The 20,999-nt window shown below is 59.2% G+C and carries 21 protein-coding genes; 8 read left to right on the top strand and 13 right to left on the bottom strand.

Going from position 1 to position 20,999, the window contains the following annotated elements; genetic code table 11:
* Positions 1–143 precede the first annotated feature (143 nt).
* The 6 genes from ACQKP1_RS12550 to ACQKP1_RS12575 all read right to left on the bottom strand — a co-directional run bounded on the left by ACQKP1_RS12550 (position 144) and on the right by ACQKP1_RS12575 (position 6,122).
* Positions 144–443 (bottom strand): I78 family peptidase inhibitor, encoded by a 300-nt coding sequence (locus ACQKP1_RS12550; RefSeq protein WP_427275480.1) that lies wholly within the window; start codon positions 441–443, stop codon positions 144–146.
* A gap of 209 nt (positions 444–652) precedes the next feature.
* A complete protein-coding gene (locus tag ACQKP1_RS12555; RefSeq protein ID WP_427275481.1) occupies positions 653–1,807 on the bottom strand; it encodes a mandelate racemase/muconate lactonizing enzyme family protein in 1,155 nt (384 codons plus the stop codon).
* A 68-nt stretch (positions 1,808–1,875) separates the two neighbouring features.
* A complete protein-coding gene (locus ACQKP1_RS12560; protein WP_427275482.1) occupies positions 1,876–2,949 on the bottom strand; it encodes an ABC transporter ATP-binding protein in 1,074 nt (357 codons plus the stop codon).
* A 14-nt stretch (positions 2,950–2,963) separates the two neighbouring features.
* On the bottom strand, positions 2,964–3,815 hold the full coding sequence (locus tag ACQKP1_RS12565; protein ID WP_006725894.1) for a carbohydrate ABC transporter permease: 852 nt from the start codon (positions 3,813–3,815) through the stop codon (positions 2,964–2,966).
* A complete protein-coding gene (locus tag ACQKP1_RS12570) occupies positions 3,808–4,743 on the bottom strand; it encodes a carbohydrate ABC transporter permease (protein WP_427275483.1) in 936 nt (311 codons plus the stop codon). Before ACQKP1_RS12570 ends, ACQKP1_RS12565 begins: the two co-directional genes overlap by 8 nt.
* 74 nt (positions 4,744–4,817) lie before the next feature.
* Positions 4,818–6,122, bottom strand: coding sequence for an ABC transporter substrate-binding protein (locus ACQKP1_RS12575; protein WP_427275484.1), 1,305 nt, complete (start codon positions 6,120–6,122; stop codon positions 4,818–4,820).
* On the opposite strand from ACQKP1_RS12575, the gene ACQKP1_RS12580 reads away from it, so the two are divergent.
* From ACQKP1_RS12580 to ACQKP1_RS12600, 5 genes are all read left to right on the top strand, one after another.
* The gene (locus ACQKP1_RS12580) at positions 6,034–6,231 is read left to right on the top strand and encodes a hypothetical protein (RefSeq protein ID WP_427276484.1); all 198 of its coding nucleotides are present in this window, start codon (positions 6,034–6,036) and stop codon (positions 6,229–6,231) included. The two genes, ACQKP1_RS12575 and ACQKP1_RS12580, sit on opposite strands and share 89 nt — an antisense overlap.
* 67 nt (positions 6,232–6,298) lie before the next feature.
* Entirely contained in the window at positions 6,299–7,516 is a 1,218-nt protein-coding gene (locus ACQKP1_RS12585; protein WP_006725891.1) for an ROK family transcriptional regulator, read from the top strand.
* 20 nt (positions 7,517–7,536) lie between these two features.
* A complete protein-coding gene (locus ACQKP1_RS12590) occupies positions 7,537–8,637 on the top strand; it encodes a Gfo/Idh/MocA family protein (RefSeq protein ID WP_427275485.1) in 1,101 nt (366 codons plus the stop codon).
* Positions 8,638–8,656: 19 nt separating this feature from the next.
* Positions 8,657–9,310, top strand: coding sequence for a ThuA domain-containing protein (locus ACQKP1_RS12595; protein ID WP_427275486.1), 654 nt, complete (start codon positions 8,657–8,659; stop codon positions 9,308–9,310).
* A gap of 590 nt (positions 9,311–9,900) precedes the next feature.
* Positions 9,901–10,164, top strand: coding sequence for a hypothetical protein (locus tag ACQKP1_RS12600; protein WP_427275487.1), 264 nt, complete (start codon positions 9,901–9,903; stop codon positions 10,162–10,164).
* Positions 10,165–10,447: 283 nt separating this feature from the next.
* Here the strand turns inward: ACQKP1_RS12600 and ACQKP1_RS12605 are convergent, their stop codons facing one another.
* On the bottom strand, positions 10,448–11,338 hold the full coding sequence (locus tag ACQKP1_RS12605) for a LysR family transcriptional regulator (protein ID WP_427275488.1): 891 nt from the start codon (positions 11,336–11,338) through the stop codon (positions 10,448–10,450).
* A 995-nt stretch (positions 11,339–12,333) separates the two neighbouring features.
* Between ACQKP1_RS12605 and ACQKP1_RS12610 the strand changes: the two genes are divergently transcribed.
* Positions 12,334–13,296, top strand: a complete 963-nt coding sequence (locus ACQKP1_RS12610; RefSeq protein WP_427275489.1) for a hypothetical protein — start codon at positions 12,334–12,336, stop codon at positions 13,294–13,296.
* A 310-nt stretch (positions 13,297–13,606) separates the two neighbouring features.
* Here the strand turns inward: ACQKP1_RS12610 and ACQKP1_RS12615 are convergent, their stop codons facing one another.
* Positions 13,607–14,434 carry a glycosyltransferase gene (locus ACQKP1_RS12615; RefSeq protein ID WP_427275490.1) on the bottom strand — a complete coding sequence of 276 codons (828 nt, stop codon included), beginning with the start codon at positions 14,432–14,434 and terminating at the stop codon, positions 13,607–13,609.
* 105 nt (positions 14,435–14,539) lie between these two features.
* Entirely contained in the window at positions 14,540–14,845 is a 306-nt protein-coding gene (locus tag ACQKP1_RS12620) for a glycosyltransferase (RefSeq protein WP_427275491.1), read from the bottom strand.
* Positions 14,846–14,891: 46 nt separating this feature from the next.
* On the opposite strand from ACQKP1_RS12620, the gene ACQKP1_RS12625 reads away from it, so the two are divergent.
* The gene (locus tag ACQKP1_RS12625) at positions 14,892–15,335 is read left to right on the top strand and encodes a GNAT family N-acetyltransferase (RefSeq protein ID WP_427275492.1); all 444 of its coding nucleotides are present in this window, start codon (positions 14,892–14,894) and stop codon (positions 15,333–15,335) included.
* 246 nt (positions 15,336–15,581) lie between these two features.
* Here ACQKP1_RS12625 and ACQKP1_RS12630 read toward each other — a convergent pair whose 3' ends face one another.
* The gene (locus tag ACQKP1_RS12630; protein ID WP_427275493.1) at positions 15,582–16,370 is read right to left on the bottom strand and encodes a MauE/DoxX family redox-associated membrane protein; all 789 of its coding nucleotides are present in this window, start codon (positions 16,368–16,370) and stop codon (positions 15,582–15,584) included.
* A 72-nt stretch (positions 16,371–16,442) separates the two neighbouring features.
* Here ACQKP1_RS12630 and ACQKP1_RS12635 point away from each other — a divergent pair, with 72 nt between their 5' ends.
* Positions 16,443–16,826, top strand: a complete 384-nt coding sequence (locus ACQKP1_RS12635; protein WP_427275494.1) for a MerR family transcriptional regulator — start codon at positions 16,443–16,445, stop codon at positions 16,824–16,826.
* 22 nt (positions 16,827–16,848) lie between these two features.
* On the opposite strand, the gene ACQKP1_RS12640 is transcribed toward ACQKP1_RS12635, so the two are convergent.
* From ACQKP1_RS12640 to ACQKP1_RS12650, 3 genes are all read right to left on the bottom strand, one after another.
* Positions 16,849–17,295: a DUF411 domain-containing protein gene (locus tag ACQKP1_RS12640; RefSeq protein ID WP_427275495.1), complete on the bottom strand. Its 447-nt coding sequence runs from the start codon at positions 17,293–17,295 to the stop codon at positions 16,849–16,851.
* Between the two features lie 157 nt (positions 17,296–17,452).
* Positions 17,453–17,827 (bottom strand): hypothetical protein, encoded by a 375-nt coding sequence (locus tag ACQKP1_RS12645; protein WP_427275496.1) that lies wholly within the window; start codon positions 17,825–17,827, stop codon positions 17,453–17,455.
* Positions 17,828–17,846: 19 nt separating this feature from the next.
* A complete protein-coding gene (locus tag ACQKP1_RS12650) occupies positions 17,847–20,999 on the bottom strand; it encodes an efflux RND transporter permease subunit (protein WP_427275497.1) in 3,153 nt (1,050 codons plus the stop codon).

Raw genomic sequence — 20,999 nt, forward strand, 5'->3', positions numbered from 1 at the left:
GAACGCCCATATCGGTGACAGTTGACGCTGGACCAATCCTCCCCGTCTTGCGTCAGCTGTTCCCCTCTGGAGGTTTTGACCTTCACACCTTAAGGGCCGCGGCTTCCGCTGGCCCTTTTCTTTTGAAGCAAGCTGTGCCGCATTCAGCCACAGCTTGCTCGCGTAACAAGTCCGGATGCAGGATCTGTCTCGATCGTCACCCGATCCTCGCGAAAATCTTGTGTCACCATGTCCCCCGGCGCAATCTGACGCACCGTCGTGGCGCCGGTGAGCTGCATTGCGGCCTGGTCTGTCGGCTTAGGCTTGCCCACAAGTCCTTGAGCGGCTTCAGGCTTGCATGATCCTGCGACAGGAGAGGTGACGCCACCGTCAGCGCTGCATGAGGACAGGGCGAATGCCACACAGGCGAAAGCCATGGGCACGGAATAGCGTGGTGGTGTCATCGAGATTCTCCTTGCTCTGAAGCGCCCATAAGGAGGTCAGTGTCGGCTTTTTCATGTCAGCCCCGTCATAGCACGACGATTTCCCCTCGCGCACGACTGGCAAACCGAAGCGAAGCACTCAACCAGGTCTCATAGACCGACGAATGCAGCATGACGCGCATGGGCAGCCGGCGATGTCGCGCCTGGTGTTGTCACCCGAGCAGGAGGCGCTACCAGTTTGTGAAAGAGCCGTCGGTCCGCCGCAGATGCGGGGGCTCGGAATATTCGAACGGCATCTTCGCCAGTTCTGCCTCATCAACGTCGACACCGAGCCCCGGCGCGTCAGGCACGACGTAGAATGCGCCGTCCATCTGGACTTGCCCCGGAAACAAGGTGGTGTTGTCGAAGCCCCAATGCTGCTCGGCCGGGCTCTGGCGGCATTCGAGCCAGGCAAAGTTTGCGACTGCCGCGCCGAGATGGACGGAGGCGGCCGTGCAGATGGGCCCGAGCGGATTGTGCGGCATCAAGTCGATATAGTGAGCCTCGCACCACCCAGCGACCTTCATCGCTTCGGTAAAACCGCCGACATTGCAGATGTCGATCCGGCTGAACTGCAGGATGTCGCGCTCGATATAGGGCAAGAACTGCCATTTCGACGAGAATTCCTCGCCGATGGCAAAGGGAATGTCCGTCATCTTGCGCAAGGCTTCATAGGCCGACGGGGTCTCGTCACGAATTGCCTCTTCGATGAAGTCGATCGTGCCCTGTGGCATCTTCTGACAGAAGGATGCAGCTTCCGCGACGCTGAGCCTGTGGTGATATTCCACACCGAGCGTCATGGCATGGCCGACCTCCTGACGTGCGCGCGCCACCCACTCGGCCGTGACGGCAATGGATTCGCGCGGCTCGAAATGCGCGTCATTTTCCTGACCGGCGGCAATGAAGCGGACGCAGTTCCAACCCGCATCTTTCAGCATGACCGTCTGCTCGACCATCGCCTCACCCGGTTCGGCGGATGTCGTCGCAAAGGCGGGCACAAGATCGCGCTGTTTGCCGCCGAGCAATTGGTAGACAGGCACACCGAGCGCCTTTCCCTTGATGTCGTGAAACGCGATATCAAGGGCTGCGATGGCGGCAGTCAGAACCCGGCCGCCTTCGAAGTACTGACTTCGATACATTTCCTGCCAGAGTGCTCCGCAGCGCATCGGGTCCTTGCCAAGCAGGAACTTGGCATAATGATCAATCGCAGCAGCCACAGCCTTTTCCCGATAGGACAGCCCGGACTCGCCCCATCCGTAGATGCCGCTATCCGTCTCGACCTTGACCACGAGCTGGTTTCTCACCCCGACGCGAGCGATATACGGCTTGATGGCGGAAATTTTCATGATCTTATCCAGAATGGGACGATGCGAGGCAGGCAAGGCAGATGGCTATGACCCTCAGCCCCCTCTCCCTAGAGAGCCATCCCGCTTTCCCGGTCGAACACATGGACCTGGTCTGCAGGCACGCCCCCCTCGAAGGTCATTCCGTGACGGGCCGGGTAACCGCCATCGACGACGGCCGTGATCGGTTCACCCGATAGGCTGAACACCACATGTGTCTGGGCGCCTGTCGGTTCCACCACAATGGTCTCTCCCCGCATCAGGCTGCCGCCTGAAGTGTCGACGAGAATATGCTCGGGGCGAATGCCAAGCCGCACCCTTTTGCCGGGTTCAACGCGGCGGCCGGCCGCGATGCGGATGCTCGTGCCGTCCGACAGACGGGCGGCCGGCAGCCCGCCATTGCCCTCGACAGTCGCATCCAGGAAGTTCATGGCTGGGGAACCGATGAAACCCGCCACGAACAGATTGGCGGGACTGCGATAAAGCTCGAGCGGCGTGCCGACCTGCTCCACCCGCCCGGCATTCAGCACGACGATGCGATCGGCGAGCGTCATGGCTTCAATCTGGTCATGGGTCACATAGACCGATGTCGTGCCCACCTTCTGGTGGAGCGTCTTGATTTCAGTGCGCATCTGTACGCGCAGCTTGGCATCGAGATTTGATAGAGGCTCATCGAACAGGAAGACGGCGGGATTGCGCACGATGGCGCGTCCCATGGCGACGCGCTGGCGCTGACCACCCGACAGCTGGCTCGGCTTGCGGTCGAGCAAATCCTCCAGTGCCAGCATGCGCGCAGCCTCGCCCACCAGCTTCTTGATCTCTGGCTTGGAAACTCCAGAGAGCTTGAGATTGAAGCCCATGTTTTCGGCCACGGTCATGTGCGGATACAAGGCGTAGGACTGGAAGACCATCGCGATGTTGCGCTCACGCGGTGTCAGCGAATTGACGACGTTTCCGCCGATCAACACCTCGCCGTCAGTGATGTCTTCCAGTCCGGCGATCATCCTCAGCAGGGTGGACTTGCCGCAACCAGATGGCCCGACCAGCGCGATAAACTCTCCCTCTGCGATCGAGAGCGAGACTCCGTGGATAACCTCGAGCGCGCCATAGGTCTTGCGGACGTGGCTGAGTTCGACAGATGCCATTTCGCTCTCCGTATTCAGGACTTGACGGCGCCGGCCGTCAGACCTGCGATGATGTGCTTTTGGGCAAGGAAGAAGACGATGACCGTGGGCAAGATGGTCAAGGTGATGAACGCAAGCACCAGCTGCCACTCGGTGCCGAATTCCCCACGATAGACCATGATACCAAGCGGCCAGGGATACTTGCTCTCGGTGTTGAGCATGATCAGCGGCAGGATGTAGCTGTTCCAGCTGTTGACGAAGCTGACGATGCTGACGGTTGCGATGATCGGCCGTGAGAGCGGCAACGTCACATACCAGAAGAAGCGGATGTAGCCGCAGCCATCGACGAAGGCCGCCTGGAACAATTCGTCCGGCAGATTGCGGAAATAGTTGCGGAACAGCAGGATGCTCATGCCGAGACCAAAGGCGACTTGCGGCAGGATCACCCCCCAATAGGAGTCGAGAAGTCCGAGGTCGCGAATGCGGATGAACAGCGGCAGAATGGCCGTGGCCACCGGAAACATCAGTCCGATCAGAAAGTAGTTGGTCAGATAGCCGGATCCGAAGAACCGCACATGGGCGAAGGTGAAGGCCGCCATGGCCGACACCACCACCGTCAGGAAGACGCTGACACATGAAATCAGAAGCGAATTCGCCATCTGGCGCCAGTAGCGCTCACCGAACAGGATATCGCCGTAGTTGGACCAGACCCACTCGGACGGCAGCCCGAACGGATTGACACGCAGATCGCCAAGCGACTTGAAGCCTCCGAGAGCCGTCGTCACCAAGGGGACGAGCACAAGTGCCGCCACAAGCGTCAGCGAAACATAGAGATAAAGGCGGGTTGCCACGGTGGCCGGTGGGCCGGATGTCGTTGTGTCAGTCATGGCGCATGAAGATCCGTTTGTAGCCGAAGGCCAGCGTGACGCAGATGACGAACAGCACCACGCCGACAGCGCTGCCAAGCCCAACCTGCATTCGCGTCACCCCGTAGGTATAAAGGAAGGTGACCATGGTCTGCGTGGAGTTCGAAGGACCGCCGCCGGTGAGCGGCATCACCAGATCGAACAGCTGTAGTGAACCAATGATGGCGAAAAAGACAGAAAGGCGAACCGTGGATGACAGCAGCGGCAAGGTGACATAGCGGAACTTCTGCCAGCCGGTGGCGCCGTCGATTTCGGCCGCCTCCAGCACGCTCTTGTCGACGGACTGGAGGCCAGCGATGAACAGCATCATATGGAAACCGAAGTATTTCCACACGACCACACCGAGCACCGCGTAGATGGCAAGATCCCGATCCGCCAGCACATAAGGTGTCGCCACGCCGAGGAAACCGGCGATGGCAGCAAAGAGACCATAGTCCCCGTCATAGACGAAACGCCAGATGAGACCGGCCGCCACATCGGCAAGCACGTAAGGGAGAAAGAAGATCAGGCGAAACGCGACCACACCCGGAATCTTGTGCGCCAGCATCATCGCCAACCAGATGGCGAGCGGGATCTGCAAAAGCAACGAAACGATAATGATCAGGCCATTGTTGATCAGCGCCTGAGAGAAGGCGGCGTTGTTGAACAGGACCGTAAAATTGCGCGTACCAACGAATTCGGTCGGGACACCGTAACCGTTCCAGCGATAGAGACTGTACCAGGCGGCCTCGCCCATCGGCAGGATCACGAACATCGTGAAGAGCAGCAGCGCTGGCGGCAGAAACAGGATCAGGACAGGAAGACGTCCCCTCGCCGTCGGGCTCTTGTAACGGGTCTTTGATCTCGGTGCATGCGCGATGGCCGCCGCCCCGGCAGTCGTGTCTGTCATGCCTCGCCTCCTCCCAGCAAGCAGTCTGCATGAACATCGCCGGGCGGTTTTGCCCGGCGACATCCTTGTTGGCGCTAGTCGAGTTCGCGGGCATCCTGGATCATCTGGGCGCCTTCTTCCGCAGAAAGCTGACCTGCGAGAATCTCGACCGACACGTCGTTGACCACACGGCCGACCGAAGGACCGAGGTCCTGGTCGAAGAAGTTCTGGTGCCATGTAGACGCTGCCAGCTGATCTGCCGCCTGACGCATCAGATCGTCTTTCAGAGCATCTTCAGCTTCGGCCGCCGCCGGGATGATCACACCGGCTGCTGCCATTCGACGTTCCTGCTCAGGGCTGGTGAAGAAGCGAAGAAAGTCGATGGCAGCCGGCGAGGCATTCTTGGTCACGGCCCAGCCATTCAAGCCACCCAGCGTATCGGTGACTTTACCGACGCCACCTTCAACAATCGGGAATGGGAAGCGGCCGATATTGGCGGCTTCCAGACCCTTGCCATCGCCTGCATTCTTGCGCTGGTTGGCCTCGGTATGCTCGAACCCGAGCAGGATTGCTGCCCGGCCATCAGCAAATGTGCCAAGCGTTTGCGGCCAGGTCGCGCCGAGATAGCCATCCTGGAACGGCTCAAGCTTGCCGAGTTCGGCCAATTGCTCGCCTGCCTTGATGATCGCTGGATCGAGGAAGCCATCGCCTTCATTGTTCTTTGCGCGATCGAAGACCTCCTGGCCGCCATTGCGCATCACCAGATAGCTCCAGTAGAAATGCAGAGGCCACTTGTCGCCGCCACCGCCGGCGATCGGAGTAATGCCCGCCTCTTTCAGCGTCTTCACGGCCCCGAGGAAATCCTCCCAGGTCTTGATGGTGTCGGCCTGGAGACCTGCTTTCTCGAACAGCGCCTTGTTGTAGAAGAAGGCAATCGTTCCCATGCGATAAGGGACCGCCCATGTCTTGCCATCATAGGTCAAGCCGTCGAGCGCTGCCGGCTTGTAGTTCTTGGCCCAGGCACCACCATCAGCATTGATCGCCTCGCTGAGGTCCATCAATGCGCCGGTTTCTGCCTGCTGGCGAAGCACGCCACCGCCCCAGGAGTAGAAAAAGTCAGGTGCTGCATCAGATTGCAGCAAAGTCGGGAGCTTGGCCTTGAAGGCTTCGTTCTCCAGGAACTGCAGCTGTATGTCGACGTCCGGATGCTGGGCCTCGTAGTCGGCTGCGATATCCTCCCAGAGCTTCAGGTTTTCCGGGACGGTTTCGAGATGCAGCCATTTGACGACCGTTTGCGCCGAGGCAGCACTCATGCTTGCCGTCAGCGCCACGGCTGTTGCTGTGGCCAAAGCCAATAGTCTTGTGGCGCCAGCGGGCGCCCTCCTCCTCAGATGCGACATCCTTTTCTCCTCCCAGGCTGCGCATTTATTCCTCAACGCGTACAAAATCAGACCAAGTTTTCATCCTGTCAACTCAAATAATGATGATTTTTTAGCCGATGCGGATTGACACGGACCGGCCTTTGCCGATTATTTTTCCGGAGAGCAAATTTAATTATCGTGAGCGCCCATCATCCATGAAGACTGCAGACCCGGAACTGATGCGCGCCATCAACCGCTTCACCGTGCTGGATACGATCAGGCGCCACGGCCCTATTTCTCGGGTCGAAATCAGCGAACGATCACAGCTGTCGACCACGACAGTGTCTGCAATTACCGGCTCTCTCCTGGATGACGGCCTCATCCTGACACGCCACGAGGGAGACATCCGCAATGCAGCAGCGCGCGGACGGCCGCGGGTCATGCTGGAGCTCAATCCCGATGCGGTGCGCGTCGTAGGCGCCAAGATTGCAGCCCACCACATGGTGTTCGTCGTCACCAATTTCTGCGGAGAAGTCATTTCCCAGCTGTCGCTGCCTATCCGGGTCAACCGCCAGCCGATTGCCGTGATTGCCGACCTCATCGAGGATGGCATCCGACGCTGCGTCGTCGACGCAGGATTGGCTCTCGACGACATAGCGTCGGTCTGCATCGGCTTTCCAGGCGTGGTGGAGCACCGCAGCGGCCTGGTGCGATCGAGCCCGATCCTGTCCGAACCCGACGTGGATTTCGCCGCAGAAATGACTAACCGTCTGCACGTGGCAACGATCGTCGAAAGCGATTCCCACGCCATCACCCTTGCTCATCACTGGTTCGGCAAGGGACGAGATCTTGACGACATGGTTCTGGTGTCGCTGGAGCAAACGCTGGGTCTGGGCGTCCTGCACAGGGGACAGCTGTTCCGAGGTGCTGGCGGGCTCAGCCATAACCTCGGCGATCTGATGATGGGCAATGGCCTTTCAGAAACGGTCCGTCTGGCAGCAGTCGCCGGAGAAAACGCGATCCTGGGCGCAAACATGCAAGAGACCCGGTTCGCAGACGCGGTGCGCCTCGGGCGGGGTATGACCATGGCCCAGGCGCTGATCGCGGGCGAAGACAACAGCATGATCATGGCCGCCACGCGCGCCGGTGAAGCGGTCGGCATAGCGGTTGCCAATATCGTGACACTGTTTGGGCCTCCCCGGGTCATCATCGTCGGCTCCAGCCTCTCCCTGGGAGAGATCTTCCTGCATGCGCTTGCCGATGCCTATCGAACCGCCATTCCGTCCTCCATCCGGGAGATCGCCGAGCTCGTTTTCGATGCCTCGGCCGAAGAGATGTGGGCCCAGGGTGCCGCGGTGGTGGCGCTCTGCGAACTTTATGAATCGCCCTGGGGAACCACTGGCCCGGCACCAGCACCAAGAACACAAGCCTGAACGGAATTCTGGGAGGATCCATGCAAAAGGTTGGTATCGGCATCATCGGATGTGGCAATATCTCGTCAGCTTACCTGAAGGCGATGGCCGGTTTTCCGATCCTCGACATACGCGGCCTCGCCGATCTGAACGAAGACCTCGCCGCACGGCGGGCCTCAGAATTCGGTCTCAAAGCACGCAGCATCGCAGATCTGCTCAATGACCCTGAGATCGAGATCATCGTCAATCTGACAGTGCCGAAAGCGCATGTCGCAGTCGCCATGCAGGCCCTGGAAGCCGGCAAGCACACCTATTCGGAAAAACCGCTCGGCATCAATTTCGCAGAAGGCAAATCGCTCTATGAGGCGGCGAAGTCGCGCGGCCTGCGCATCGGGGCTGCTCCCGACACGTTTCTCGGCGGATCGCACCAGACAGCGCGGGCCATCATCGATTCCGGCGTTCTGGGCCTGCCTGTCGGCGGCACGGCCACATTCATGTGTCCGGGTCACGAACGCTGGCACCCCAATCCCGATTTCTACTATGAGATCGGTGGCGGGCCGATGCTCGACATGGGCCCCTACTACATCACGGATCTCGTCAATCTGCTGGGTCCGGTCGCGAAGGTTGCGGGCTTTGCCTTTGCCCCGCGTTCGGAAAGACTGATCACAAGTGAGCCGCGCAACGGCCAGACGATCCCGGTGAACGTCCCCACGCATGTAGCGGGTGCCATGGCATTCCGGACCGGCGCGATCGTGCAGATCGGCATGAGTTTCGACGTCGCGGGGCATCGCCATGCGCCCCTGGAGATCTATGGGACCGAAGGCACGTTGATCGTCCCGGATCCCAACCACTTCGGCGGACAGGTCGAGCTCCTGAAGAAAGGCGGCGCCTTCGAGCATCAGGAGACCTCTGCTCCCTATGCAGACGGAAACCACCGTTCGATCGGCGTGGCCGATATGGCGCATGCGATCCGCTCGGACCGGCCGCACCGGGCAAATGGCGAGCTGGCACTCCATGTTCTCGAAGTCATGGAGGCGTTTCAGCGGGCCAGCGACACCGGAACGACCATCGAGATGTCGACCACAGTCGAGCGCCCCGCGCCCTTGTCTCAATCGATTACCGACGACCACCTGGCGCGTTGAACACTGGAAGGACTATGACATGCGAGAAGCACTTATTGTCTGGGGCGGCTGGAGTGGCCATGAGCCCGAAGAATGCGCCCACACCATCCGTGACCTGCTGCAGGAGGACGGGTTCAAGGTCTATCTGGAACATACGACGGAAGCCTTTGCCGACCCCTCGATCCATGATCTCTCTCTGATCGTGCCGATCATGACCATGTCGAAGATCGAGAAGGAGGAGGCAAAAAATCTTGCGGCCGCCGTCGAGAACGGTGTTGGTATTGCCGGCTATCATGGAGGCACAGGCGATGCCTTTCGCGAATGCGTCGAATATCAGTTCATCATCGGAGGCCAATGGGTCGCGCATCCCGGCAATATCATCGACTACACGGTCAACATCACCCGGCCCGATGATCCGCTCATGCAGGGGATCGAGGACTTCCCCTACACCTCGGAACAGTATTACATGCATGTCGACCCCTCGAACGAGGTCCTCGCGACCACACGCTTCACCGGTGAACATGCCTGGTGGATCGACGGTGTTGTGATGCCTGTCGTCTGGAAAAGACAATACGGCAAGGGGCGGGTCTTCTATTCGTCGCTCGGCCATGTGGCGAAGGAGTTCGAGGTGCCGCAAATGCGCGAGATCTATCGTCGTGGTGCCAACTGGGCCGCCCGCGAGACTGCAGCATGACGGCAACGCAGCAGCCAAGCTTCAGACCTGCCAAGCGAGATCCATGGAAGCTTCATACCACTCTCAAAGACGCCTAACGAACGCTCAGCGGGAAGAGCTAAACGCCCAAACGGGCCTTGGCCTCCCCGCCGACGGGACGACCAGGATCAGGATCTCGGCGACCTGAGGCAAAAGCCGAAGGATCAGCTTCCCAACCGGACCCGTGAGCATTCTCTGCGTACCGATGCCCCATCCCAGCCACATCTCGCTCCCGCCATGGGGCTGCTGAACCGCTGTTCGATCCTCGCAGCCCTTCACGACCAGCCGCACTCTGCACCGACCCTGGCAACCAGGATGGACCCGTGCGCCTCACGCCGATGAATAGGCCGCAACACCAGCTCACCTGCAGACTGTAAGGCTCTGATAGCAACATCCGTCGTTCAGCCCGGTCCGCCCTCAGCCATTGCGCTTGCTTGCGAGCGACGGAGAACAGATGCCCCGACAGGCTAGTGCAGCCCGTCGCCGGTGCATTCGAGGCCTGGACATAGGGCTTCTCACTGTCGTCGGAACATAATGCCCTTTGCCGAATTAGCGAAACAAAGGAGATCACCGTGCCCTACAAAGCCTATCAGCCTGAAGTTCGCACCCCAGACGCGATCATCGTCAAGCTCTATACATCCGGCGACCAAATCAGGGGTTATGTGCGAAAGATCGTCGATCCCGCGAAGAACGATACGATCTTTCCCGGCGAAGAGATGGAGCCCGAAGCCGCCTTCAAACTGGCTGCCAGCCACAGCGAGGGGGAAGCACCAATTTTCATCGAGCTGACAGAAGGGGTTCAGTGGGACCCCGACTGGGGTGACCTGCTTCCCTGATTGTTAACTCCAGACCACCTCTCACAACATCGACCCGGATCAAAGCCGCGCTTGCACGAGATCCGGGTCAGACAATGAAGAACATCGGAGCGTTCAGCATAGCGGCGACCGCAGGGCGCGAACGCGGGAATTCTCGTCACGTCAGGGCCGGAAAAAGGGAAGCCGCAGGAGCCTGAGCATAGCGACCCCAGTGGGGGTCAGGCGGGACCGCCTTCCCCCGGCCATGGCGTTCCGCTTGAAGGGGTCGTGAGCTTCGTCGGAGAAGCCGCACCCACCACCGCCCTCACCTGCCCGTCCGCCCCAGTGTCTTGGCAATATCGATGATGTCATCGCGGGCGGCCGTTGGATCATCCTTGCTCCAGGCAACGCCAAGCCCGATTTTCAGATCGATGCCCGTCACCTTCTTCAGCACAACGTCCCTGCCCGGCAGATCTCCCGTCCACTCCGGCGCGAAGCCAACACCAAGGCCGGAGGACACGAGCGAGATCAGCGAGAAGGTGTCGTCACAGGTGTAGGCGACATTGTCATTCAGCCCATGCTCATCGAAGGTCTCGGCAAAATAGCGCTCGGTGTAGGAGAGGTTCTGCCGCTTGAAGGCGATGATCTTCTCGGCCCTTAGGTCCTCGATCGTCACCTCGTGCTTCAGGGCAAGCGGATTGCCCGACGGCACCGCCAGCAGATACCGCTCATGGGCAATCGAGAAGAAGCGCAGCGAGCCAATGTTCTCGACAGGCCGGATGAATCCGAGGTTCAGCTTGCCGCATTCCAGCTGCCGGATGATCTCCGATGTCGAGCCATTCGAGACATGCAGACGGATGTCCGGGAACTTCCGTCCGATCCGAGCAAGGAACGCCGGCAGCACGCCTGTCGTTGCCGGATAAATCGTGCCGATCCTGATCTCCCGCATGCTGCCACCTCCTGCCGCACGCGCCATTTCGGCTGAGAGATCGAGTTCACCCAGCATTCTGACACAGCGATCATAGAACACCTCCCCTGCCCGCGTCAGTTCGACCTTGCGGGTCGAGCGGGTCAGAAGCTGTACACCGAGCCCCTTTTCCAGCGCCTGGACCTGTGTACTCAGCGCCGGCTGGGCAATGTTCACCCGCATGGCGGCACGACCGAAGTGCAGCTCCTCGGCAACAGCGACAAAGTAGGAGAGTTGGCGGAGTTCCATTGGGCACCTCTCTGCTCCTCAACAAGAGCAACAAAGCTGGGCTAAAGCGTATTGCGAACAAGCCAAAAACTTCACCGCTCAGCGACAAAGCCAACGGCGTTCGGGCACGAATCATTGCGGCCTGAGCGATCGAAAGGTAACTTCGAACCTACTAGCATCCCTAACTTTTCTTTTCAATGTCAAACTTTCTAAAAACGAAGGTTATCTTGATAAAAGCTGCTCAATGCCGCGCAGCGCGCGCTCTACTCGACTGGACGCAAGCGGATCTCGCGAGCCAGACTGCCATAAGCGCGGTCTCGATCCGTGCGTTTGAACGAGGTGGTGAAATGCGCGAGAGTAACCTGAAGCTCTTGCGACTGACCTTTGAGGCCGCGGGCGTAATCTTCGAGGCGGATGGTGAGATGACTACCGGGGGCATCGGCGTTCGATTGAGAGGCTGAGCCTTGCTTTACATGCATATTGTGAAGCACTCGGGCGCAATCAAAAGCTGGTAGCGCTTCCCGGAAGTCGTAAGCGCTACCAAATTAGCGGACAGGTTTGATTTATCTTAACAACAGTACACGGCTCACCCCGGGCCAGTTCCCCGAAGCCTAAACAATAAATTTATTCATCCGATTCAACCACTTAAACAAGAAAGCATAATTATGGAACCTAAATTGCTCAACGTGGAGAATTCCTCTCCCACCGCGGATGCCCATTTCCAGCAGGGAGCCCAATTGATGCTTTTCAACCCAGCTGGGGAGGTCCATAAAGCTGCGACGGCATAGTTGAAGGCCAATTTGGGTACTGCCTCCAGTCCAAGCAAAAGGTTCCAGCGGCAGAATGCATTGTCCTTTGTAATCCGCAGGCGTTTCGCATTCTGGGAACGCTCAATACCACCACGTTTCTGCTAAAGTTCGAATGAATGCGTTAGTGGCGCAGTCAGAACTATGTGTGACAGTCAACGCCAACGCCCGTGTAGATACGCGCACGATGTCCTGGTCTGGAGGAAACAGATGCTGTTTAACAAGTTGGCCACTACGGCCTGTCTCGCTTTGGCTGTTTCGGCCGCACCCTTTGCACACTTCTCAGACGGAACAGGTATCGGCGCGCCGGCTGCCTTCGCCAAAGACAAGGGCGGTGGCAATGGCAATGGCGGAGGTAACGGTGGTGGCAAGAGCAGCGACAACGGGGGCGGCGGCAAGAGCGGAGGCAACGGCGGCAAAGAAGGCGGAAAAGGCAGCGGCAAGAGTGGTGGAAACAACCGGGGCTCCCAGACCCGGGACGCCCGCAACGTCGACCGCAGCCAGAAGGGCAACTTCTTCACCGATGTCTTCGCCACCATCGCCGGTAAGAAGACCAGCCCTGGCAAAGGCCAAGTCTCTGAACAAAGGGCCAAGCGGCCTGCGGCCAAATCAAGCGTAAGCCGGCCAGTCGAACCCGTAACGACGCTGGCATCCGTTCCGCGGGGAAAGCCGAAGACCAGACCACTTGAAGCAAAGCTCGCTGGTTTGAACTCGCTCAACCGCAACTATCACGCATATCTCAGTTCGTCGGATCCCCGCATGGCCGCCATCCGCGACTATGCCGTGGCCTATGCGACCTATGAACTCGCCAACGGCGTCGACACCTTGCCCACCGATGCTGCGCTTGATGACGAAGCGCTACGTGCAGCACTCGAAGCGGCTTCCAAGCCAGGCACAGTGATCGATGATGAGATGCTCGGATGGGCAAAGACAACGCTTGGAGTCGGTTCAGCCATTGGCAAGATTGACGAGATCCGGGACGAGCTCGCGGCAGCTGCGCCAGCCGAACCCGTCGTCGATCCGGTAGTGGATCCCGTGGTCGATTCGGTAACCGATCCGTCAGCCGATCTCGGTGACGAGGTCGTGACTGCGCCGGATCCGACAGAGCTCTCACCTGAAGATGACGTGGTCCTGCCCTCAGATACCACCGATACAGCGAGCGTTACGCCTTAAGACGAAGAAGCGCTGAGACCGCGATCCACTGCTCGACATTTTGCTGCAGACCGATCAGAAGCTGAGCGAGATTGATCGGCGATTTTTTGGTATTGCCAGAAAAGCCCTTTGCGGGTTGATAGGGATGCGGGCGGGGTTCTACCTCCGACCTCGAAACGGACCACCGACGCCCCCAGCCGAACCGTGGCCGCCCGCACCTCACGTCCTAACGGGTTCTTCCGGCAATTCTACATAACGCCATCGAAGCCTACGCCTGTTAGGCTGCCCAGTTTGATCCCCTCTCGCTCAGCGTTGCTCCGCATAGGCGGGTTCATCGGGTGGAGGCGACCCGGCGCTCAAGGAAGTCGACTGCGGCGTCGGCTCCTGGATCCGTCTTTATGGCATCTGACAAGCTTTGCGCCCTTCTCCGCATCTTGGAATCTTCCAATGCGGTCAGCGCCTTTGCCAGCGTTTCAGCAGTCAAATTGGCGCGTTTCAATGGAGGCGGACCTGCACCGAGCTCTGCCACGCGTCTGCCCCAAAAGGGCTGATCACCGAAGAACGGAATGATCTGGGTTGGAAGACCAGCCCGGAGCCCCGCCGCTGTTGTCCCGGCACCACCATGATGAACGATCGCACTCATTTCGGGGAGAAGTCGATCATGAGGCGCGCTGTCGAGAAAGAAGACTGGTCCCTCGGCTCGACCCGTGCTGATAGCCCCACCACCACGTGCAAGCACACCTCTATCTCCGGTCATTGAGAGAGCCTGAATTATCATCTCGGTCACTGCCTCCGGGTTCAACCCTGGCATGCTTCCAAACCCGAAATAGACGGGCGGAGGCCCGTCATCGAGAAAGCGGGCAAGTGCCGGATCCGGCGTCCAATCAGGCTCATTCAGAAACCAGTTGCCGCTCACCAGAATATCAGGACCCCAATCATACGGCTTGGGAAGTATCGCCGGGCTATAGGCATAGATCGTTCCTGCCCGCGGCGCAGGCCTGTCGGCAGATGTTCCCAAGGCTCGTTCTCGCCAAGCCTTCAAATCCCGACCAAAGAGCAGATCAACGGCTTTCAGCGCAAATGTGTGGCTCAGCCGATTGAAAGGACCGAGTGACAAAAATGGAAGGAGCGGGCTCGGGAAGGCCTGTGTTGGCGTCAAGCCCGGCACTGGCGAGGCAAGAACGTGCGGGATCCCGAGCGCTGTGGCGATAAAAGGAGAAACGAGTGACTTGGGGTGGTAGACGATGATGTCTGGCGCGAAGCTCTAGACTGCCTGCCATTCTCGGTCAAACAGCTCCATCATCAACGGGCGAATATGCTTGAGGAGCTTCAGCCCACCGCTAAACCCTTGGCCACCTGCAATGGCGGCATTTCCCTCCGGCGTATCAAGCAGTGTAAGAAACTGGCCTGGAAGAGCGACATAGGGAATGTTGTGACGCTCCACGAAACCCTGGAACTGCGCCGGGGCTGCGAGCTGTACGTCGTGTCCGCGTGACAGAAGAGCCAAGGCAAGGGCGACATACGGCTGGACATCACCACGGGATCCGAGCGTCTCGATTGCAACACGCATGTTCCCTCCAAGCAAAGATTATGGGCTGAAGTGAATGATAAGAGAAGTGACCGCCGCCGATCTTCCGGAGATCAAGATCCTCATCGATGCAACTGAGCTCTTTCCGTCTTCGATGTTGGGTGAGATGGTCCAACAATTTCTTAGTGGCAACGAGGCGAAAGAAATATGGCTCGTGCTCACGAACCCTCAGTCGGTCGGTGTCGCCTATGTTGCGCCGGAAAAGCTTACCGATGGCACTTTCAATCTGCTCCTGATCGCAGTCCACCCCAAGCAACAGGGCAAGGGTTCCGGAACTCAGTTGATTGCAGAGGTCGAGAACCGTCTCAAAGAGCTCGGCGCCCGCATTCTCCTAGTCGAGACCTCTGGTCTTGAAGGTTTCGAGCTCACACGGCGCTTCTATCTCAAGAACGGCTATGAATTGGAAGGGCGCATCCGCGATTTCTACCAGGACGGCGACGACAAGGTGATCTTCAGGAAGGTCCTCACTTGAAACCCTTCGGCCCGGCTGCGCTGATGACAGAGCCGCCGGGCGCCAGCACATGATCACGATAGAGCATTGGCCAGGTCTAGCATTGAATTGGACCGGCAAAACGGCTCGCGGGCCGCGCATCTTACTTTGAGCAGCACTCCCTGTGCCGAGAAGAAGAAGCTTATACAGACAGCCCGCTTTTCGGCCCAATCCGTGGAGCCGGCAGATTGATCTGCCGGCATCCTCGTTTCGTCTGATGCCACTCTGTCACATTTGATGTCCTGGCATGATCCCGGAGTAGGCCAATGCCATCCAGACAGCCATCGCGATCATCATCAGGTTCTCGGTGAGTGAGATGAACCCGAGCGGCACATTGCTCGAGCCACCGACACAAGCGCATTTCAGTTCGCGCTTGTCGATGTAGACCGCCTTGAAGACCGAGGCTGCGCCAATGCCACCAATGAACAGAGCCACGGGAACGGACAGCCAGTTCGCAACGCCTGCCACCATCAGAACGCCTGCAAGTCCTTCCGCGTAGGGGTAGATGTAGCTGTATGGCACCCACCGCTTCGCGAGAAGATCATAGTTCAGGAACATCGTCGCGAAGGTTTCGACATTCTGAAGCTTGAGCATGGCCAGAACGACCATCGAGAAAGCGATGAACCATTCGGCTGCCCTGATGGTGAAAGGCGTGTCGAAAACGGCGTAGCTTGCTGCCATTGCCATCAGGGCAGTCAAGACAAACAGCACGATGACAGGCCGGTAGGTCGTCGCCTTGGGATCTGTAACGGACTTTCCCAAGTGCCGCCGCAGATCGTCATATCCGCCGATACGCTTTCCGCCGATGAAAACCTGAGGCGTTGTCTGGACGCCATGCTCCTGCTTGAACTCGTCCGTTTCCGCGCGCGTCTTCAGATGATGGTCTTCGACCTCATATCCTGATCGCTTGAGTAGATCCTTGGCTTTAAGGCCGTACGGGCAGATATGCTCCGCAGTTACCATCCGGTAGAGAGCGGCCTTCTTCGCTGTGTTCATTGGGCTGGTGCTGTCCAACATTTCACGTCTCCTTTGGCTTGTGAAACAGTTGGCAAGACCATACGTTCCGTACCATGGTACGGAGTCAAGCCCATGGACATGACAATCGGAAAATTTGCATCAACCGGTGGCGTCGGCGTGGAGACCGTCAGGTTCTACCAGCGCAAGGGTCTCCTCAAGACCCCAAAGCGCCTCGAGGGCGGCAGGCGCTATGGAACTGAGGATCTGAGGCGGCTGCAGTTTATCCGCCAGGCTCAGACGGCTGGATTTACGCTGGAGGAGATACGGGAACTGCTCGAACTCGATGCCGGAGATGACAGGGACCGGGCACGCGAGGCCGCAAAGGCGCGGCTGATCGCGCTGGAAACGCGGATCACCGAGCTCAACCGCACCCGCGACGCGCTTGAGCGCCTGGTTGCAGAGTGCTCATCCGGCAAAAGCGGCCCCTGCCCTATCCTCAAGTCCTTTGGACTGTAGACTGCAAAAGCAGCAGTTCCTGTCAGTTCGGCTTGAATGACAGATAGACATACATGTCACCGCCATCGCGCGGGATAGCCATGACGTCGTATGGTTCCGGCGAACCACCCATGCCGAGCGACCCCAATGGCATTCCTGCGACTGCGAGCCCCGCCAGGGGAGGCCGTTCATCGAGCAGCGTTCTCACGGCGGCGATCGGAACATGGCCCTCAAGGAAATAGCCGTCGAGCTCTGCAGTGTGGCAGGCTTGAACGGACGGCGGCACCTTGAGGCGTTGCTTGACCTGATCCATGTCCGGTTCCTCGACAGTATGAACCGAGAAACCCACCTTGCTGAAAGCATCGCCCCATGACGAGCAACAGCCACAATTGGGATCCTTATGCAGGATGACCCATGGCACTGCGGCGAAGCCAGTGGCTGGTGTCAGAGCCACCGTGGCGGCCACAGCCAGAAATTCTCTGCGTCTCATACTCTCTCCTGCGAACTTCGGTAAGCCACTCAAAACTGGAAGGAGATGCCCGGCATGGCTCCCGACAGTTGATGACCTGATCTTGGCACGGCGATGGCGTGACATCTTTGCCGCAAGACAAGGATCCTGCCCATCCCTCCCTTGCGAGTTTTTCAGATCAGAACTTTCCCTGCGCGGTGGTCCCGTCTGGTGTGATCACCTGGATCGCACCCTTGACACCCGGATTGACCGGAACAGGCGAAGTCCCGGTGAGGCGGTTGCCGTCAGCAGCAGACAGCTCGAAACGCCTGATAGCGCCGTCAATCAACAAGATTGCATTGCCCGTGTGTCCCGTTGCAGAGACGGGCTGGTCGGCAGCATCGAACAGGTAAACCGTCACTTCAGTCGTTCCCGTCGCCACCAGTTCGACATGGTGACTTGCGCCTGCATCGACCTTAAGGCCCCCATTCGGACCAGGGCGGGGTGCGTGGGCGTAAGCGGGCAGAGCCGCCATGGAGGCGACGAGGGACAGGGCAAATAGACTGCGGCGCATGGAGTTCTCCTGGTAGGACTTAAAAGGCTTCAATGGGTTGTGTGGGCGTTCCGGCGACTTGCACCGCGTCCCTCTGCTGACTGCGGGCCTGCTCGACGAGGCGCTCCAATGGCTTGCGGCCGTATTTCAGGAACAGCGTCGGCGTGAGAAGCGTGTCGAGTACGGTCGCTGTGACCAAGCCTCCGAAGATCGTGATTGCGACCGGGTGGAGGATTTCCTTGCCCGGTGCGGTCGCATCGATCATCAGCGGGATCAGGGCGACCCCCGCCGACAGGGCGGTCATCAAGACAGGGGTCAGACGCTCCAGTGAGCCACGCAAGACCAACTCCTTGCCGAACGGCAGATCTTCCTGGATCGCCAGGTTGATGTAGTGGCTGATCTTCAGGATGCCATTCCGCGTCGAGATGCCGGTCAGCGTGATGAAGCCGATCATCGATGCGACTGAGAGTGGCTGGCCGGCAATCCAGAGCGCGGTGACCGAGCCGATCAGTGCCAGCGGCACACTCGCCATGATGATTAAGACGAAGAGCACCGAGCGGTAGCGGGAATACAGGATCGCAAACACCATCGTCAGCGAGATGATGGAGAGGAGGCCGATGGTTCTCATCGACTCCTCCTGCGCCTGGAAGGTCCCTTCAAGGCTCACGAAGAAGCCGGGTGGGAGGGTAGAACCCGCAATCACATTCCGGATTTCGGCGATCACAGTTGCCATATCAGCTTCGCCGTCCGTATTGGCGAGAACGACCACACGACGCTTGCCGTTTTCGCGCAGGATCTGGTTGGGACCATCCGTCTCACGGACCTCTGCGATCTGGCTGACCGGGATCCAGCCCGCAGGTGTCTCGATGAGGAGATCCGATAGCCCCTTGGTGCTGCGGGTCTCGTCCTCGAGACGCAGCACGACGTCGAACCGCTTGTTGCCGTCGACGATGCGGGACACGATCGTCCCGTTCGACAGGCGCTCAAGCTGCTCGGTGACGGCCGCCGGCTGGATACCGTAAAGGGCCGCCCGACGGTAATCGACGATGACCTCGAGATGCGGGATGCGCACCTGCTTTTCCACCTGAAGGTCCACGATCCCCGGGATCTCAGCCAGCTTGCCGCGAAACTCCTCGGCAAAGCCGCGGATGCTGTCGAGATCCTCACCGAAGATCTTGAGTGCGATCTGCGCCCGCACGCCCGACAGCATATGATCGAGGCGATGCGAGATCGGCTGGCCGACATTGGTGGCGACGGGCAGGACCGAGAGCCGCGAGCGGATATCGGCAATGATCTCGTCCTTGGACCGACCGTCTGCACCGAGCGCCACTTCGATTTCGGACGAGTGGACGCCCTCTGCATGTTCGTCGAGCTCGGCGCGTCCCGTACGACGACCAACTTGCTCGACCTCCGGCACTTCCATGATCAACCGCTCTGCGATCAGGCCGACCCGATGGCTCTCGGCAAGCGAGATGCCCGGGTTGAAGAGCATGCTGATCGTCAGTGTCCCTTCATTGAAGGGCGGCAGGAAGGAGCGCGGCAATTGGGTGGCAAACAGAACCGCTGCCACGACGCCAGCGAGCACGGTGGTCATCAGGATCTTCGGATGCCCGAATGACCAGTCGAGCAGCCGACGGTTTGCACGTTTCAGGACCCGCACGACCACGCCCTCATGCTCGTCGAGACGTTTCAGGCCGGGCAGCATGTAATAGGCCATGACCGGGGTCAGCGTGATCGAGACGACGAGCGAGGCGAGAATGGAGATGATGTAGGCCTGACCAAGCGGCGCAAAGAGCCGTCCCTCGATACCTGACAGGGCAAACAAAGGCACGAAGACCAGAACAATGATCATCGTTGCATAGACGATCCCCGAGCGGACTTCCTGACTTGCCGAGACGACGACATCGAAGACTGATCGCGGGTTGTCCTTTTCCCGGTTCTCCCGCAGCCGCCGGAAGATGTTCTCGACGTCGACAACGGCATCATCGACCAATTCGCCGATGGCGATTGCCAGGCCGCCGAGCGTCATGGTGTTGATCGACAACCCGAGCAGGTGAAAGACGATCGCGGTCACCAGGATGGATACCGGAATGGCCGTCAACGAGATCGCCGTCGTTCGCGTGTTCAAGAGGAAGACGAAGAGAATGATGGCAACGACGACAATTGCCTCGCCCAACACCTTCTGCACGTTGCCGATCGAGGTTTCGATGAAATTGGCCTGCCGGAAAAGAACCTGATCCGCCTTCACGCCTGCAGGCAATGTTGCACTGATTTCGCTGAGGGCGGTCTCGACCTCGCGAGTCAATTTGACAGTGTCGACATCAGGTTGCTTTTCTACCGAGACGATCACCGCAGACTGACCCTGATAACCGGCGTCTCCACGTTTCAGGCGCGGCGCGAAGCCGACTTCGGCGACCTGCCTCAAAAGGACAGGCTGGCCGTCGACGCTAGCCACGACGACGTTTGCGAGATCTTCGATATTTTGCGTGCGGCCGACATTTCGTATCAAGAACTCACGGCTGTACTGGTCGGTGAAGCCGCCGCCGGTGTTAGAGCCGAACTGCGCGAGAGCCTGTTCAATCTGTTCGAAGGACACGCCGAGTGCCCGCATGGCGGCCGAATTCGGAGAAACCCGATATTGGCGAACTTCGCCCCCGATCGGAATGACCTGGGCCACACCCGGAATGCTCAGGATCCGCGGTCGGACGGTGAAATCAGCGAGTTCGCGCAAATCCATGGCCGAGACATTGTCCGGCCCGGTCACGGCAATGAGCATGACCTGACCCATGATCGAGTTGATCGGCCCCATTTGCGGCACGACATTTGCCGGCAGTTGTGGCTGTACAAGCGACAGCCTCTCGGCGATCTGCTGGCGGTTGCGGTAGATATCCGTGTCCCAGTCGAACTCGACATAGATGATCGAGAGACCGACGCCCGATGTCGAGCGGACGCGGCTCACACCGGGAAGCCCGTTCATCTGGGATTCGAGCGGATAGGTGACGAGCTGCTCGACTTCTTCCGGTGCCAGCCCCTCTGCCTCCGTCATGATGGTGACGGTCGGTCGGTTGAGATCGGGGAAGACGTCAACCGGCAGCCTCGTGACCGTAAACGCCCCGTAGATCATCAGGACTGCGGCAATCGCCAGGACGAACAGGCGGTTGCGCAGTGACTGGGTAACGAGAAAATTGAACAT

This window comes from Allorhizobium sp. NPDC080224, assembly GCF_050281005.1.
Taxonomy (GTDB): Bacteria; Pseudomonadota; Alphaproteobacteria; order Rhizobiales; family Rhizobiaceae; genus Allorhizobium.